At 50.7% G+C, this 15,828-nt stretch carries 8 protein-coding genes; 3 read left to right on the top strand and 5 right to left on the bottom strand.

Features of this window, described 5'->3' with window-relative positions; genetic code table 11:
- Positions 1-12: 12 nt before the first annotated feature.
- The 3 genes from ACYVJM_RS27615 to ACYVJM_RS27605 all read left to right on the top strand — a co-directional run bounded on the left by ACYVJM_RS27615 (position 13) and on the right by ACYVJM_RS27605 (position 7,305).
- Positions 13-1,110: a hybrid sensor histidine kinase/response regulator gene (locus ACYVJM_RS27615; protein WP_461151451.1), complete on the top strand. Its 1,098-nt coding sequence runs from the start codon at positions 13-15 to the stop codon at positions 1,108-1,110.
- A 35-nt stretch (positions 1,111-1,145) separates the two neighbouring features.
- Positions 1,146-5,351: a PAS domain S-box protein gene (locus tag ACYVJM_RS27610; protein ID WP_461151450.1), complete on the top strand. Its 4,206-nt coding sequence runs from the start codon at positions 1,146-1,148 to the stop codon at positions 5,349-5,351.
- A gap of 157 nt (positions 5,352-5,508) precedes the next feature.
- The gene (locus ACYVJM_RS27605) at positions 5,509-7,305 is read left to right on the top strand and encodes an ABC transporter ATP-binding protein (RefSeq protein WP_461151449.1); all 1,797 of its coding nucleotides are present in this window, start codon (positions 5,509-5,511) and stop codon (positions 7,303-7,305) included.
- A gap of 121 nt (positions 7,306-7,426) precedes the next feature.
- Here ACYVJM_RS27605 and ACYVJM_RS27600 read toward each other — a convergent pair whose 3' ends face one another.
- The 5 genes from ACYVJM_RS27600 to ACYVJM_RS27580 all read right to left on the bottom strand — a co-directional run bounded on the left by ACYVJM_RS27600 (position 7,427) and on the right by ACYVJM_RS27580 (position 15,798).
- Entirely contained in the window at positions 7,427-8,875 is a 1,449-nt protein-coding gene (locus ACYVJM_RS27600; RefSeq protein ID WP_461151448.1) for a DUF1501 domain-containing protein, read from the bottom strand.
- 99 nt (positions 8,876-8,974) lie between these two features.
- On the bottom strand, positions 8,975-12,151 hold the full coding sequence (locus tag ACYVJM_RS27595) for a DUF1553 domain-containing protein (protein ID WP_461151447.1): 3,177 nt from the start codon (positions 12,149-12,151) through the stop codon (positions 8,975-8,977).
- Positions 12,152-12,297: 146 nt separating this feature from the next.
- Positions 12,298-13,251 (bottom strand): sugar ABC transporter substrate-binding protein, encoded by a 954-nt coding sequence (locus tag ACYVJM_RS27590; RefSeq protein ID WP_461151446.1) that lies wholly within the window; start codon positions 13,249-13,251, stop codon positions 12,298-12,300.
- Between the two features lie 48 nt (positions 13,252-13,299).
- Positions 13,300-14,286 (bottom strand): ABC transporter permease, encoded by a 987-nt coding sequence (locus ACYVJM_RS27585; protein WP_461151445.1) that lies wholly within the window; start codon positions 14,284-14,286, stop codon positions 13,300-13,302.
- Between the two features lie 21 nt (positions 14,287-14,307).
- Positions 14,308-15,798 (bottom strand): sugar ABC transporter ATP-binding protein, encoded by a 1,491-nt coding sequence (locus tag ACYVJM_RS27580; RefSeq protein ID WP_461151444.1) that lies wholly within the window; start codon positions 15,796-15,798, stop codon positions 14,308-14,310.
- Positions 15,799-15,828 lie beyond the last annotated feature (30 nt).

The raw sequence follows: 15,828 nt of genomic DNA, 5'->3' as shown, positions 1-15,828 counted from the left end.
TTTACGAAGTAAATGACTACTCAAATTTTACTTGTTGAAGACGAAGCCCAGATTCGGGAAAACGTAGCCGAATTACTTACTCTACATGGCTTTCAGGTAGAGACGGCAGTAAACGGCCGTGAGGGTATAAGTCAGGCTCTTTTGCAACAACCAGATTTAATTTTATGTGATATTATGATGCCGGAGGTGGATGGCTATCAGGTGCTCGATGTTGTTCGTAACAACCGGGCAACCGCTAACATCCCATTCATATTTTTAACCGCTAAGACCGAACCCGCCGATCTGCGCCGGGGCATGGTGATGGGAGCCGATGACTACCTGACCAAACCCTTTACGTTTCAGAGTCTGCTAAGTGCCATTGAAAGCCGGTTGCAGCGGGAAGCGATGCGGAAGGCAGATTTGAAGGCGCAGATGGAAAATTTCCGCCACTCGTTGGCTTCGGTATCAGTTCATGAATACAACACCTGTCTGACCGGAATAATTGGGTTTGCCTCCATGTTAACCGATCAGAGCCAGTCCTTCAATGGGGAGGATACGCAGATGATGCTCAACATGATTAGGGTGAGTGGACTGCGCCTGAAACGCTCTCTGGACAATATCCAGTTAATGGATCTGTTGCAAAAAATGGAGCCGTCCCATTCCGAATACGTTTACTACACAAGTGGTAGTTCCACCATTTCGGCAGAACTTGTTACGGACTGTGTCGAGTCAATAGAACTACGGCTCGACAGAAAGGTAGAGTGGTGGCAGGAAATTGCCAGTGCTCAACTTCAGGTTTCAGCCATTAATTTGAAAAAATGCCTGGAAGAGTTGATCGATAACGCCTTTAAATTCTCGTACCCCGGTCAGACTGTTCACATAACAGGAATACTGGAGGAAGACGGGTATTGCTTGACCATTACCAACACAGGCCAGCCGTTTACCCCTGAGAACGACACAAGTATTGGCCCTTACGTGCAGTTCGACCGGAAAAAGTATGAACAGCAGGGATTTGGTATAGGCTTAGCTATTGTGCGCACAATCCTGGGATTGAACAAAGGCCGATTGTCTGTCGAAAGCCCTTCGCCGGGCCTGACCAAAGCCGTTGTTTGGTTACCCCGTGGAGACTAATCACTATAGACGTTTAGCCCAATCGTTAGTCGCCCATGAGTCAATCCAGCCCACCGCCAAGAACAAGTGAGAAAAGCCATTCTGGTTTTTTTACATCCAATATACTGATTGACGATCTGCCCGATCTGCCAGTTGGGGTTATAGCCTGCAAACCGGTAGAAGATAATACAGGTGCGATTGTTAAATTAAGGATTACATATTTCAATCCCTGCGCATCGTCGCTCTTTACGTTAGAGGGGGAGACGAACGAAGCGATTTATCTTGATGAAACGCCGGAGTTAGCGACGCTATACAAGTCGGCCGTGCAGGTAATGGAAACGGGCCTTCCCGTCACAACCGATCTCTACAGGGCGAAAAGCGCTCAGTGGCTAACCTGTTCGATCAAGTGGCATAAGGAGCAGTGCATCATCTATCTGGAGAAGGCCGCCCCCCGGGAAAACCCAAACAACGGTCTGCAACGTCGACTGCAACTGGAAGCAATCATTTCTTCCATGTCCAGTCGGCTGCTGTCCATAACGGCTCCTGAGCTGGATGCGTTTATCGTTGAATCGTTAGCCCGGATTGGCGAATACAATCGGGCTGATCGGGTGTATGTGTTCAAGTATCTGAAGAATGGAACCATCATGAGTTGTGCGTATGAGTGGTGCGCTGAGGGAATTGAACCCCAACTGCCACATATGCAGAACGACCCGATCTCACTTTACCCCTGGTGGCATCAGAAGATGGTTAATCAGGAAACCATTCGATTGGTTACGTTAGATGATTTACCATCTCACGCTGTTCCGGAAAGAAAAAGCCTGGAAAGGCAAAGCATCCAGTCGCTGCTGGTTGTGCCCATGTTTTTAGATCATGAACTAATTGGATACGTTGGGTTTGATGCCGTTCGTGAGGAGCGGAACTGGGACAAAAACGATACGGACTTACTAAATACCTTTGCTTCTCTTCTTGTTAATGCAACAAGTCGGGTTGGACGGGAACAGCTTTTACAACGCGCCAACAAGCGCCTTGAGGGGTTAAATAAAATTAGTACGGCCTTACTAAATAGTAGGTTGCTTAATGTGCAGCCAGGTCTAACGGCCCTGAAATACGTCTATGAAATGATTCCGTGCGAGGTCGGAATCTTGTTTCGAATCGATCAGGACAACCAGTCGGCTTTTACGGAAAGCCGACTTCGCTACGGGAAGCAGGAGCGCTTGCCGGAAATTCGTTTTTCAGCCAAGTTTCTTCACCATCCAACCTTTGTGCGGGGGCGGGAGTTGCTTATTAACCAACTGCAAGCCGATCTGCCCGATTTTCCACCAAAATTTAACCCCTATCAGTGGGGCCATCGCTCATTCCTGGCCATTCCGCTCTTCGCTCATCAACAATACCTGGGCCTTGTTGTATTGCTGGATAAAACGCCTGATTTTTTTACTCAGGAACATGTATTGATTGCCCGCGAAGTAGCCGCTCAACTGTCCGTTGTGCTGTTTCAGGAAGACGTTAATCGGCAACTGGGGGAACAGGCTGGTAAACTGCACGAGAACAACCAGCTTCTGCAGGCCATCATTGATAATGCGCCGGCTATCCTGGTCTTGTGGGAGCCGATTCGCATGGATGGGCGCATCGTTGATTTCAAATACCTGTTAACGAATCCGGTAAATTCGGCTGTTACGGGGTATAGCCACGAGGAGTTAATGCATGGCACTTTGAAGAGTCTGTTTCCGATTTCGATTGAGAACGGCGTATTCAACCGGGCGGTAGAGGTGGCTGAAACCGGTACGTCGCAGCAGTTTCAACTTAGATACAGTATACGGGCTAAAGATTTATGGGGTGAATACTCACTGGTCCGGGTTGGTGGAAATGTTCTGTTAACCATAAAAGACATATCGCACCTTAAGCAGATAGAAGATAAGCTTAGGCAGGACAACATCGAACTCGAAAAGCGTGTGGCCGCCAGGACCAGCGAAATACAGCAGTTATTTGCCATGCAGAAAGCGGTGTTCAGGCATGCCGGGCTGGCAATAACGGTAACGGATGCCGAGGGCGTTATTCAACTCGTCAATCCGGCGTTGGAGAGCCTGACAGGTTATACCGCCGATGAACTCATTGGAAGAGTAAAGCCCAGAGCACTGCGAGACCCAGTCATTCATCATACGTTACTCCAGAAGTTGGATCCTGACGCCATTGACGACGGTACCGGAGAAGAACTCATTATTGAGTATATCCGAAAAAATGATTTTCTACGGCGGGAGAACACCATCCTCACCAAACAGGGCCAGCGTATACCTGTTTTGTCGACAGTCAGCGGTTTGTACGACGATAACAACGTGCTCATTGGATTTGTCGATATCGTGGCCGATATATCGTACTTGAAAACCATCGAGCATAAGCTGATGCAGGCTAATCAGCGCAGCCGTTTAGCCACTATGGCTGGAAAACTGGGTGTATGGGAGTGGAATCTGCTAACCAATGAACTGGTTCTGGATGAAAATTTCTTCGTGCTTTTTGGTCTGCCTTCAACTGCGTCAATCAAGCGGATTGAAGATCTGGAGCAAATCGTTCACCCCGACGATCTGGCTTATTTCAAGCAAAACGTAGAGGATATAGTTAAGTGGCAAAAACCGTTCGATGTTGAGTTTCGGGTGTATTTTCCCACTACAAAAACAACTCATTATATAAAAGCTGATGGATTAATTGTCCAGAACGAAGACAGTATAAATAATCGGCTGATTGGTGTTATTCGGGATCGAACAAAAAAACGACAGGCCGATCAGGCACTCAAAGTCAGTGAAAAGCGATATCGTTCGTTGGTCGATCATTTGAAAGACATCGTTTTTCAAACCGATCTGTCGGGTAACCTGACGTACCTGAATCCTGTTTGGCAAAAGATCACGGGATTCAGCGTAGAAGAAGCACTTGGAAAGCCTTTCCTGGAATTCGTCTTTCCGGATGATCGGGTACGAAACCAGTATTTGTGTGAATTGCTGATATCCCGTCAAAAGGAAATTTGCCGACATGTTGTACGCTATATCCACAAGGACGGCGGCTATCGGTGGATTGACGTATTTGCCCAGCTTACCGTAAACGAACAGGACGAAATTACGGGTCTTGCGGGTACCCTGACGGACATCACCGAGCGTAAGCAAGCAGAGGACGCAATGCTGGAGAGTGAGCAGCGGTTTCGGGATATTGCCGAAAACGTCGATGAAATCTTCTGGATTCGGGACCTCTATGCGCCAACGTTCATCTACATAAATTCAGCCTATGAAAAGTTTACCGGCGAACGGGCCGAAACACTGTACAGCAACCCGCTGGTTTTTCTGAACTTCATTCTGGAAGAAGACCGCTCAAAAGTAATGGAGACTTTTGTGAGCGAGGCCAATCAGGACGCTACGTTCCAGTTTAGAGCCTGGCACAAAGATGGTACCCTGCGGCATCTGAATGTTCGGCTCTTCAGGGTGATCAATGATGAAGGCGTGCTGATACGCCGGATTGGTATGGCTACCGACATTACAACCTCTATTGAGAAAGAACTGATTCTGGAAGAATCACTCAAAAAAGAACGAACGTTAAATGCGTTGAAATCTCAGTTCATTTCAACCGCTTCGCACGAGTTCAGAACCCCGCTGGCGGCTATCAATTCCAGTGTTGAACTGGTAAAGCACTATGTTAATGTAGGTAGTTCGGATACGCCGATGACCAGAATCATCAATCAGCACATTGAAAAAATATCCCAAAAGGTGTTCTTTCTTAACGACTTGATTACGGATACATTGACAATCAGTAAAATAGATGAAGGACGAATAACGATCAATCTGGAGCCCACTGATTTGATAGAACTGTACGAGAGCACAGTAAAACACTATTTCAGCGATCGTGAGGATAATCGATTTGTTGACTTTGAGTGCATTGGCCGTCCGCTTCCCGTGAACCTCGACAGGAAGTTAACCGAGCACATTCTGACAAATCTCTTGTCGAATGCGTTTAAGTTTTCGACCAAGAACCCACGTCTAACGATCTACTTTAGCACGGAAGAAGTCATGTTGACCATTCGGGACGAAGGCATTGGTATTCCAGAAAAAGACATTGCAAACTTATTTGGAAAATTCTTCAGGGCCAGTAACGTTACGGCCTTTCAGGGTACCGGTCTGGGACTGGCCATTTGCCAGGAATATGTTACGTTGCAGCGGGGCCGTATCACCTGTGAAAGTAAGGAAGGGGTCGGAACGTCATTTAAGGTACACTTTCCGTTTTTATAGGAAGAAGAATCGCTGCCTTTGACTATTTTATTAACATTACCTCATCCCGGAATTATCTGGGAGTAGTATTGTTATTGAGTAAGTTCCAGGATTATAGCAGTTATTATGCGTTTGCCGGGGCCGTTTGTCCACTGTATACCAACCTTGCACTACACTTATGCGGTTACTCTACTCTTACTTACGTCAATACTGGGGGCTGTTAATTCTGGCACTTTTTCTGGCGGCCATCAATCAGATTTTCTCCCTGCTTGACCCGTATATTTTCCGTAAAATAATTGACCAGTATGTCGTTAAACCGGGTGGGAAGTTATCGGACATCAATTTCTGGCAGTTTCTGGGCGATGGTGCCGGTTTGCTTATTTTACAGGCGTTGGGCGTGGCCATGGTCAGCCGGATTGCTAAGAATTTTCAGGATTATTACGTCAATGTGATTACCCAGCGGCTGGGTGCCCGGCTGTATACTGATGGCCTGCGTCACTCGCTTGAGTTACCCTATCAGGTCTTTGAAGATCAGCGTTCCGGCGAAACCTTAGGCAAGCTGCAGAAGGTGCGAGCCGATGTTGAGAAACTTATCCAGTCGTTCGTGAATGTGCTGTTTACGTCGGTGGTGGGCATCATTTTCGTGATGTGGTACGCCACCACCGTTTACTGGCCCATTGCGCCAGCCTACTTCCTGACCATCCCGCTCCTGGGTTTTGTAAGTTCGTTGCTGAGTAAAAAAATTAAGGTTGTTCAAAAGACCATTGTGGCCGAAACAACGGCGCTGGCGGGTTCAACAACCGAAAGTCTGCGTAATATTGAACTGGTAAAAAGTTTGGGACTGGCCCAGCAGGAAACCGAACGCCTGAACGCTACGACGGATAAAATCCTGAAACTGGAGTTGAAGAAGGTGCGCTACATTCGCTCACTTTCTTTTGTGCAGGGTACCTTCGTTAACCTGCTGCGCAACGCCATCATGCTGCTCATGCTCTTTCTGGTAGTGCAGGGACGAATTACGGTAGGCGAGTTCTTCTCGCTCTTTATTTATTCGTTCGCCATCTTCGGCCCCTTGCAGGAACTGGGTAATATCATCAACGTATATCGGGAAACGGAAGCGTCGCTGGCCAACTTCCAGCAGATTCTCGATACCCCCCGCGATGTTCGGCCTGCTTATCCGCAGGCCATCAATAAAATTGAGACACTGGCCTTCGAAGACGTTCGTTTCAAACACCTCACAGCCGATGTCCCCGCGCTGGCCGGTATCTCATTCACGGCAAAACTCGGCGAAACCATCGCGTTTGTTGGGCCGTCGGGTTCCGGAAAAACAACGCTGGTGAAACTGCTCGTGGGACTCTATCCGCCATTGGCCGGACAAATTCTGTATAACTCGATTCCCGGTTCCGACATCAACATGGACGAATTGCGGGAGCAGATTGGCTTCGTTACGCAGGATACACAGCTTTTTGCCGGTACTATCCGCGAAAATCTGCGGTTTGTAGCGCCCCAGGCTACGGACGAAGAATGCTTACTGGCCCTGCATCAGGCGGCTGCCGACTCGCTGCTCAACCGGGCGCCCCAGGGTCTCGACACGGTCATTGGCGAGGGCGGAGTAAAAGTGTCGGGTGGCGAAAAGCAGCGGCTGAGTATTGCACGGGCACTGTTACGAAAACCGACGTTACTGGTCTTTGACGAGGCCACGTCGGCACTGGATTCGCTCACCGAAGAAGAGATTGGCAAGACCGTTCGTGAGTTGTCCGGCTCCCGGCAGCACATCACCATCCTGATTGCGCACCGACTCAGTACAATCCTACACGCCGACCGAATCTTCGTTCTCGAACGGGGCCACATTGCCGAGCAGGGGGGGCACGCCGAACTGCTTCAGCAGAAAGGACTCTATTACGCTATGTGGCGCCAGCAGATTGGCGAACGGAAAGAGCTTTCAACGGCAAACGTAAAAGCGGTGGCGGTTAATTAGCAGGACTAATTAATGACTTGAGGTAAAAATTGATCAAAAACTATTTAACCTCCGTGCCTCTGAGGTTAAATAGTTTTATTCCGCATAGGTCAGGTTCAATCTCATATTTGTAAACGAATCATTACGCCAGAATGCCCTTCACCAGCTTTCCTTCCACATCGGTCAGCCGGAAGCGCCGTCCCTGAAATTCGTAGATGAGCTTTTCATGGTCGACGCCCAGTAAATGCAGCAGCGTGGCCTGAAAATCATGCACATGGACGGGATTTTTGATGATGTTATAACCAAACTCGTCCGTTTCGCCGTAGGTAATGCCTGGTTTAATACCACCGCCCGCCATCCACATCGTGAAGCAACGCGGGTGATGGTCACGTCCATAATTGTCTTTAGTGAGCTTTCCCTGCGAGTAATTCGTTCGGCCAAATTCGCCACCCCAAACAACGACCGTATCGTCGAGCAGGCCACGCTGTTTGAGATCCTGCACCAGAGCCGCCGAGGCCTGGTCTGTAGCTTTACACTGTTTGGCTATTCCCGAAGGTAAATTGCCGTGCTGGTCCCAACCTTGGTGATAAAGCTGGACGAATTTAACGTCGCGCTCCAGTAATCGGCGGGCCATCAGGCAGTTGGCCGAAAACGTACCGGGGTTTCTTGATTCCGGACCATAGAGGTCAAACACCCAGTCGGGCTCGTTGGAGAGGTCGTTGACATCAGGAACGGACGTCTGCATCCGGAACGCCATCTCGTACTGGGCAATGTGGTTCGCCACTTCCGGGTCGCCATACATCGTTTCCTGTACCTGATTGAGTTCTTTTAGGGCATCGAGCATATAACGCCGGTCGGTGGAGCTGTAGCCGTTAGGGTTGTTCAGATAAAGCACGGGGTCGGCCCCGGAGCGGAACTGCACGCCCTGATGCTTTGAGGGCAAAAAACCATTACCCCAGAGCCGGGCGTATAAAGGCTGATCTTTAGGGGCATCATTGGAAACCAGAACGATGAAAGCGGGCAGGTTTTCATTGGCGCTCCCTAGCCCATAACTCACCCAGGCACCAATGCTCGGCCGTCCGGCCAGCTGATTGCCCGTCTGAAAAAAGGTGAGTGCCGGGTCGTGATTGATTTGCTCCGTGTACATCGACTTGATGAAACACAGGTCGTCGGCCACTTTGCCGGTATAGGGCATGAGTTCACTGAGCCACGCCCCGCTCTTACCATGCTGGGCAAATTTGTAAGGCGAACTCACCAGCGGTAACGCCGACTGCTGGGCGCTCATGCTGGTCAGCCGCTGCCCTTTTCGAACCGATTCGGGCAGGTCTTTGCCATGCATCTTCTCCAGATATGGCTTATAGTCAAAGAGTTCTAATTGCGATGGTCCTCCGCTCTGGCACATGTACACCACCCGCTTCGCCTTGGGCGGGCGGTTAGGAGCCGTTAGTGCCTGTTGAGCAGTCGGGTTGGAGAAAAGATTCTGAGGCAACAAAGTGCCCAAAGCAACCGAGCCCAGCCCTAGCGTGGCTCTGGTCAAGAAAGACCGCCGGTTGAAGGTGTCGGCCAGATGTTGCGCTAATTTCTCACTCATGGCTTAGTGTGTAATACCGACCTTTTGGTCGGAAGATTAACATGTAAACTAATTGACTTCCGACCGGAACGGTTCGACGCTTCGATGGCCGGCACTATGTTAATGCTTGGTAACGAACGCTTCGGAATTCATGACGGTACTGGCAACAACGGCACCAGCGGCCAGAGCAGGCTTGTCGGCTACGGCTTTCAGTTTGTAGTCACCTGCCTGAAGCCAGCCCTGCATTTTGGTCGGATTTTTCGAGAAAAGCTGGTATTCCTGCTGATACAGTCGGGTTAAAATGGCCAGTTCTTTGGGGGCTGGCTTCCGGCTGGTCAGGAGCCTAAACAGGTGCGTTAGCCGATCCGAAACGGTTTTATATTCGGTGAGCGACCGTTCGGCAACGACTTTGGCCGCTTCGACAAATTGTGGGTCGTTGAGCAACACCAATGCCTGTAAGGGGGTACTGGTTTTCTGCCGTTGAACCACGCAGTAACTGCGAGACGGAGCATCGAAAGTGTTCATGGACGGGGGTGGGTTGGTCCGGCGCCAGAACGTATACAGGCTTCGGCGGTACAGGCTGTCTCCTTTGTCCTGCTCGTAGGTCGTGTTATTGACTGCCCAGAGCCCCTCCGGCTGGTATGGCTTTACGCTGGGTCCACCCAGTTGCTTGACTAAAAGACCGCTAGCGGCCAGCGCATTGTCGCGAATCATCTCGGCAGTTAGCCGGGAAATCGGTCCGCGCGACAGCCAGGTGTTTTCCGGGTCTTTCTGCAAACTAGCGCGGGTGCCGAACGACGATTGCCGGTATGTGGCCGACATCACGATCAGCTTTTGCATGGCTTTCATGTTCCAGCCTCCTTCGCGAAAGGTAACGGCCAGCCAGTCGAGTAATTCCGGGTGCGTAGGCAACCCGCCCTGATTGCCGAAGTTGTTCGCCGACTTCTGAATGGCGTTGCCGAAATACGTTTGCCAGTACCGGTTCACTACCACACGCGCCGTCAATGGGTTGTCGGGGTGGAGGAGCCATTTAGCCAGCCCCAGCCGATTGCGGGGAAACTCCGGCGAAAACGGCAATACACTGGCCGGGACATCCGGCTTTACCTGTGGACCGTGAGCATCGTACACCCCTCGTTTGAGCAGGAAAGTGGGGCGGGGCGTTTTCATCTCGTCCATCACCATAATTTCCGGAATAGCCTCAACCAGTTTGTTCCGCTCGGCCCGAAGTTGCTGCAAAGCCTGTTGTTGCTGTTGATAGACGGGCGAAAGGTGGCTAAAATAATACTGTTTCAATGGGTCGCCTTTCATGGGCGTTACCTGTTGCACAGACTGAGCCAGGGCCTGAACTTCGGGCGGGCTCAGCGTACGATTATAGACGACCAGTTCATCGATCAGTCCCTTCTTAAAGCCGGGGCCGCGCATATCCGCCCCAACCATGAGGCCGGTCTGATTTCCGTTGAATAAAATGTCTTTATACAGGTTATCCCGTTCCGTCACCAACCCCATTTCCTGACCGTCGATGTACAGCCGGAAGCCGTTCGCTTTGCTGGAACCGTCGTACGTCATGGTCAACTGAATCCACTTTTCCTTTGGTAACACCTGACGACTGACGCGTACAATGCTGTTGTAAGGCCAGGTGTGAGCCATCAACACTTCGGCTTTGTCGTCGCGGAGGTTGAGAAAATACCCACGGAAATTGTACAGAATATCGCCGTTGCCTTTGTGGACGAGAGCCGCTTTCGACACGTCTTTCGGAATGTTTACCCACACACCAATGGAAAATGGCTGTGAGCGATTGAAAACACCGGCCTGTCCCAGCGTTAGAATATCATCGCCGTTGGATTGAAAGGCGTTACCGAGCTTACCGGGCACGAGCACGGGGTCGGCTACTTTGCCGCTGTCTTTAACACTCACCTCATTTACGAACCGGCCCTTCACCAGTTTATCGAAGGTAAAATGAGCCTGTAACCCTTTACGCGGATCGAACGGAACGGCTTCGGTTTTCGATTGCCATGCCTCAAAGGCTTTCTGTTGGGTTTGTACAGTCTGTTTCAGGTTGGTTTCTGCCTTCCTGATCTTCGTGTCGATGTAGGCTAGCAGGCTATCTTCTTTTGGCTGGGTGAGCAGCATCGTCGGTACGGGCATTGCATCGTCCCAGGAAATCTGCCCGGCTTCGTCCACGTTGTTGAAAAAAGCGAACAAGCTGTAATAGTCTTTCTGCGAGATGGGATCGAACTTATGGTCGTGGCAGCGGGCACACTCAACGGTCATGCCCATCAGGGCCGTACCCAGCGTGTTGGTGCGGTCGGCAACGTATTCTACCCGAAACTCTTCGTTGATAATTCCCCCTTCCATGTTCTGCGAATGGTTACGGTTGAAGGCCGTTGCCAGACGCTGTTCGGGGGTTGGGTTAGGCAGCAAATCGCCCGCCAGCTGCCAGGTGATAAACTGGCTGAACGGCCGGTTGCGGTTAAACGCCTGAATGACCCAATCGCGCCAGGGCCACATCGGTCTGTACCGATCGACGGTGTAGCCGTGCGTATCGGCATAACGGGATAAATCCAGCCAGTCGACCGCCATCTTTTCGCCGTAATGTGGTGATTTCAGGAGCCGGTTAACTACTTTTTCGTAGGCATTGGGTGATGTATCGGCCAGAAATGCGTCGATTTCAGCAAGGGTAGGGGGCAGACCGGTGAGGTCGAAGGTGACCCGACGGAGGAGCGTTTCTTTATCGGCTTCGGGCGAAGGGGTGAGCCCTTTTTCTTCCAGCTTACTCAGCGTAAAGTAGTCGATTGAATTCTTGGGCCAGCCTGTATTTTTTACTGTTGGGAGGGTAGACTTTTGTGGTTTAATGAGCGCCCAGTGCGGTTTATACTCCGCTCCCTGCTCAATCCATTTGATCAGGATGGCTTTTTCGTAAACCGACAGCGAACGGTTAGACGCTTTGGGCGGCATCATCTCATGCTCGTCGGTGCTCAGAATCCGGTGGTAAACTTCGCTGTTAGCCAGGTCGCCGGGAACAATGGCGTGTTTCCCCTTTGCTTTTTTGAGTGCGGCCATAGCCCCTTCCGGTGTAGCTAATTCCAGTCCGGCATTCTGGCTGTTTTTGTCCGGACCGTGGCAGAAAAAACACTTGTCGGAGAGAATGGGCTTTACATGTAGGTTATAGTCAATCGTTTCGGGGAGCTTGTCGTCCAGTTGAGCAATCTCCGCCGGTTTATCGACCCCGCACCGCTGAAACAGGATGCTCAGGCTTAAACAACCTATTCCGATCAGAAGTCGGATGCCATGATACATTGTCCCGGATGCTATCATATCTACACATTAATTACACGTTACAGGAACACCGATGGAACGGCTTTAACGGATGTCAACGGATAAAAAATGATAAAATCAGTCTACACTCGCTCAATCCGTTTCATCTGTATTCCTATCAAACATACTTATTTCATAAACTTACTCAAATTGTCTTTTGTGACCAACTGGAAAGGGACAAGTGTTTCTTTGTCAAATGGTTGTCCCTTGGCGGCTTTAATGGCCGTTTCAATAGCTTTTGATCCCTGCTGCTCGGCATTCTGAAAAACGGTAGCATCCAGCGTGCCTTTCTTTACGGCCTGTAGCGCGTCTGGAATGGCGTCGATGCTTACCACAATTACCTTGTCTTTCAGGCCCGCATCGGTCAGGGCTTTTACGGCACCAAGTCCCATTTCGTCATTATGGGCAAAGACAGCGTTGATTTGCGAACCGTACGACTGAATCCAGTTTTCCATCAGCGACATCGCTTTGGCGCGGTCCCATTCGCCCGTCTGGTGGGCCAGGAGTTTCAGGTTCGGGTACTGCTTCAGGATTTCACGCGCTCCCTGCTCCCGCTTGATCTGAGCTGCCTGACCCATGTAACCGTGCATCATGACCACATTACCTTTACCACCCAGTTTATCGGCAATAAACTTCATGGCAATTCGGGCGGATTCCACATCATCCGAACCCACAAAAGCCGAGGGCTTCGAACTTGTTTCGGAGTTGACGTTGATGATCGGTATTTTAGCCGCTATCGCTTTAGCAACGGCCGGCGAACTAGCTTCTACTTCGCACGGATTCATGATAATGGCATCGACTTTCTGAGCAATGAAGCTTTCTACCTGCTCCACCTGTTTAAGCGCAGACCGTTCCGCATCGACCGTAATCAGCTCAATACCGGCTTTTTGGGCTTCCTTGTCCATCTCGTCGTGCACGTTGACGATGAACTCATTTTGCATACTCAGCATGGTGGCACCCACCACCAGTTTTTTGCCTTCTCCCTCCTGACCAGTTTCAGTCGTACTTGATTGCGTACAGCTCGTGAGTAGAATAGCCAGGGAGAAGGTAGCGGTGATAAGAGGTATCGAAAGACGTTTCATATTGATTTTTTAGTTGTACATGTAGGGTAGTAATCACTTTGGGCAGGGTCAGTTCTTACTCGTCTGGTTCATACTATCAAGCACGACAGCGCCGATGATAATGACGCCCATAACCACCTGTTGGTAATAGGACGTTACATTGAGCAGATCGAGACCATTGCTGATGACACCAATCAACAGCGCACCAATAAGCGTGCCTGTCATGGTTCCCGTGCCGCCCGAGGTGCTGGTGCCGCCGATGATAGCCGCAGCAATGGCGTCGAGTTCGAAGCCCGTTCCGGCGTTGGGCTGCCCTGTTGTGATGCGTGACGTCAACAGTATACCCGCCAATGCCGCCAGACCACCGCATACTGTGTAGACAACCATTTTCACTTTGTTGAGTTGGATACCGGAGGCTTTGGCCGCCTGCTCATTGCCACCAACGGCGTAGATGTAGCGACCAATAACCGTTCGCTTCAGCAGAATCGAGCAGGTAATAAACAGGATTACCAGAACGATTATGAGCGTGGGAATACCCAGTATTTTGCCTCCACCCAAGAAGTTGAACGAATCGGACAGGTTCGAAACGGGCCGCCCTTTGCTCACGATCAGGGCCAGTCCCCGGCCAATCGTCATGGTACCCAGGGTAACAATAAACGGCGGAACTTTACTGCGGGTGATAATGAAGCCGTTAAAGGCCCCAAAGAGCAGACCCGCCAGCAGCCCCATGAAGATAGGAACCGCCACCGGATAGGTATCCGGATGGGCAAAGGAAGCCGCCACGACGCCCGTAACGGCCACCATCGACCCAATGGATAAGTCGATGCCGCCCGCTATAATGACAAACGTAACGCCAAACGCCAGCAGGGCATTGATAGATACCTGCGTTACGATGATCATCAGATTCTGAACCGTCAGGAACTTCGGGGTTATCAGAGAAAGGGCCAGGCAGATGACGAAGAAGGCCAGCAGAAGGCCGTATTTACCAATGCCCCGAATGCGTGTTTTGTAGGATTGTCCAGTTTGGGAAAGCGTACTGATAAAGCCGTTTTTCATTGATAGTGGGTAAAAGATTTGTCAGTTAGCGGGCATCGCGTACCGCATAATTGTTTCCTGGGTTGCGTCGGATCGGGAGAGCATAGCCGTTTGCCGACCTTGCGACAGCACAAGTATGCGGTCGCACAGACCCAGAATTTCGGGAAGTTCAGACGAAATCAGGACAACGGCGATGCCATCGGCGGTTAACCGGTTGATTAACTTATAGATTTCAGCTTTAGCCCCAATGTCGATGCCCCGCGTTGGTTCATCGAGAATAACGACCGCCGGTTTGGTCAGCAGCACCTTGCCGATGACGACTTTTTGCTGATTGCCGCCACTCAGGTAAGTAACGGGCTGATTGGGGCCGTTTGCCTTGATCCGCAAATCGCCCATCAGCGACAGGGCCGTTTCGGTTTCCTGTTTGGGCTGGGTAAAAAAGCCGCGTAAGCTCGACAGGGTGATGTTTTCCTTTACCGACAGTTGGGGGATAAAGCCGAGCGCTTTGCGATCTTCGCTCACGTAGCCGATGCCGTGTCGGATGGCGTCGGCTGGCGATTGTATATGGACTTTTTCGCTTTTCACGTACACCGCGCCATGGCTGAAGCCGTCCAGTCCAAAAATAGCGCGGGCAATTTCGGTTCTTCCGGCTCCCATCAGTCCCGCAAGGCCCAATACTTCGCCCGCGTGAACCGCAAAGCTGATGTCAGTGAATTTGCCGGGCTGGCTAAGGTGCTTAACCGACAGTACTTCAGCGCCTATAGGACTGATATTGTCGGGGAAAAGGGTATTTATCTCGCGGCCCACCATGAGGGCGATCAGCTGATTCGTGTCAAGCTCCGACGCCGGTTTGGTAACGATGTATTTACCGTCTCTCAACACCGTAATGGTGTCGGCAATGGTAAATATCTCGTCCATCTTGTGGGAGATGTAGATAATGGCAACTCCTTTTCGAGTTAGGTCATTGATGAGTCTAAAGAGGGTGGCGACCTCTTTATCGGATAGGGCAGAAGTGGGCTCATCCATGATGATGACGCTGGCATCGTTGGAAATGGCTTTGGCGATCTCAACCATCTGCATTTCGGCCACACTGAGGTGCTTCATGGGCGTACCGGGGCTGATGGTGAGACCCAGTTGTGTCAGCAGATCACCCGCTTGTTTTATTTGCTGCCGGTCGTCGAGCCAGCCAAACAAACGGTTACTCGTTTCCCGACCCAGAAAGATGTTCTGCGCAACGGTTAGCTCCGGAACGGCAAGAATTTCCTGGTGAATCATGGAGATACCCTTCTTCAGGATATCGTTAACGTTACCGGTTTTCAGGGCCTCGCCTTTAAAAACGATTTCGCCGGAATCGGGTGTCAGCAAGCCAATGAGCAGCTTCATGAAGGTGGACTTCCCCGCCCCGTTTTCGCCCATCAGCGCGTGGACTTCGCCTTTACGTAGGTTTAGTCGGACGTTATCCAGCGCCTTCACCCCCGAAAACGATTTCGTAAGTTCTGATACGCGAAGTATATAATCCTGATCGGTAGACATAATAACCATTGGCCGCTTCTGAGCGTACAA

Source organism: Spirosoma pulveris, from assembly GCF_054781875.1.
This window is presented reverse-complemented; position numbering and strand designations above follow the sequence as displayed.

Coding starts and splice junctions, on each gene's coding strand:
- ACYVJM_RS27585 (WP_461151445.1), bottom strand. CDS start 14,286: ATGAAAAACGGCTTTATCAGTACGCTTTCCCAAACTGGACAATCCTAC.
- ACYVJM_RS27595 (WP_461151447.1), bottom strand. CDS start 12,151: ATGTATCATGGCATCCGACTTCTGATCGGAATAGGTTGTTTAAGCCTG.
- ACYVJM_RS27590 (WP_461151446.1), bottom strand. CDS start 13,251: ATGAAACGTCTTTCGATACCTCTTATCACCGCTACCTTCTCCCTGGCT.
- ACYVJM_RS27605 (WP_461151449.1), top strand. CDS start 5,509: ATGCGGTTACTCTACTCTTACTTACGTCAATACTGGGGGCTGTTAATT.
- ACYVJM_RS27610 (WP_461151450.1), top strand. CDS start 1,146: ATGAGTCAATCCAGCCCACCGCCAAGAACAAGTGAGAAAAGCCATTCT.
- ACYVJM_RS27580 (WP_461151444.1), bottom strand. CDS start 15,798: ATGTCTACCGATCAGGATTATATACTTCGCGTATCAGAACTTACGAAA.
- ACYVJM_RS27600 (WP_461151448.1), bottom strand. CDS start 8,875: ATGAGTGAGAAATTAGCGCAACATCTGGCCGACACCTTCAACCGGCGG.
- ACYVJM_RS27615 (WP_461151451.1), top strand. CDS start 13: ATGACTACTCAAATTTTACTTGTTGAAGACGAAGCCCAGATTCGGGAA.